General features: G+C 44.7%; 1 protein-coding gene. It reads right to left on the bottom strand.

What is annotated here, in order from left to right; all coding sequences use genetic code 11:
- A partial coding sequence (locus ALO43_RS28975; protein ID WP_268873823.1) for an AvrD family protein occupies positions 1–251 on the bottom strand: 251 nt, incomplete at its 3' end.
- Positions 252–508: the final 257 nt, after the last annotated feature.

Below are 508 nucleotides of genomic sequence, written 5' to 3'. Positions count from 1 at the left end.
AGAATATCCTGGCTTAAATTAGTTGAAATTGTCAATGCATCAATGGTGCTTAAGTGCGGTACTAGTTCACTGCTACCGTTCTTTTTTGACCAATTGGCTGGGTAGCTAAGAGTTATATTTGCGTCCACTGCACTTTCAGTGAGGTTAACATGCCTAGCACTATACTCCACATGTTTGAAACCATTGCCAAAGAAACGATCTTTAGCGGGCCCCAAATGATTTTCTATATTGCTAAAACTAAGGTCTTGCATGGATACATTCCTTATAAACCATTCTTTGCTGCTTTTGAGGTTTTTCGACTGCGGAAGCTATACAGCTACCAATTTTTATAAAAATGGTGGCTCTGTGTGGCCTTTGGGACGGATTTGGTTCCATGCAAACGTAGGTCAACGCCAAAGCTTTATTTGGCGCAGTTGGCCAAAGCGTTCTTAAACGGCGATCGGTTGGGGCACGTCAGGGAGCAACGAAACATCAAACGCGCGACGCCTGGGTGAACCGCCCCGGGTTT

The sequence above is a fragment of the Pseudomonas tremae genome (assembly GCF_001401155.1).
In the GTDB taxonomy this organism is placed as follows: Bacteria; Pseudomonadota; Gammaproteobacteria; order Pseudomonadales; family Pseudomonadaceae; genus Aquipseudomonas; species Aquipseudomonas tremae.
Note: the sequence above shows the minus strand (reverse complement) of the source record. Positions and strands in the feature narration are given on the sequence as shown.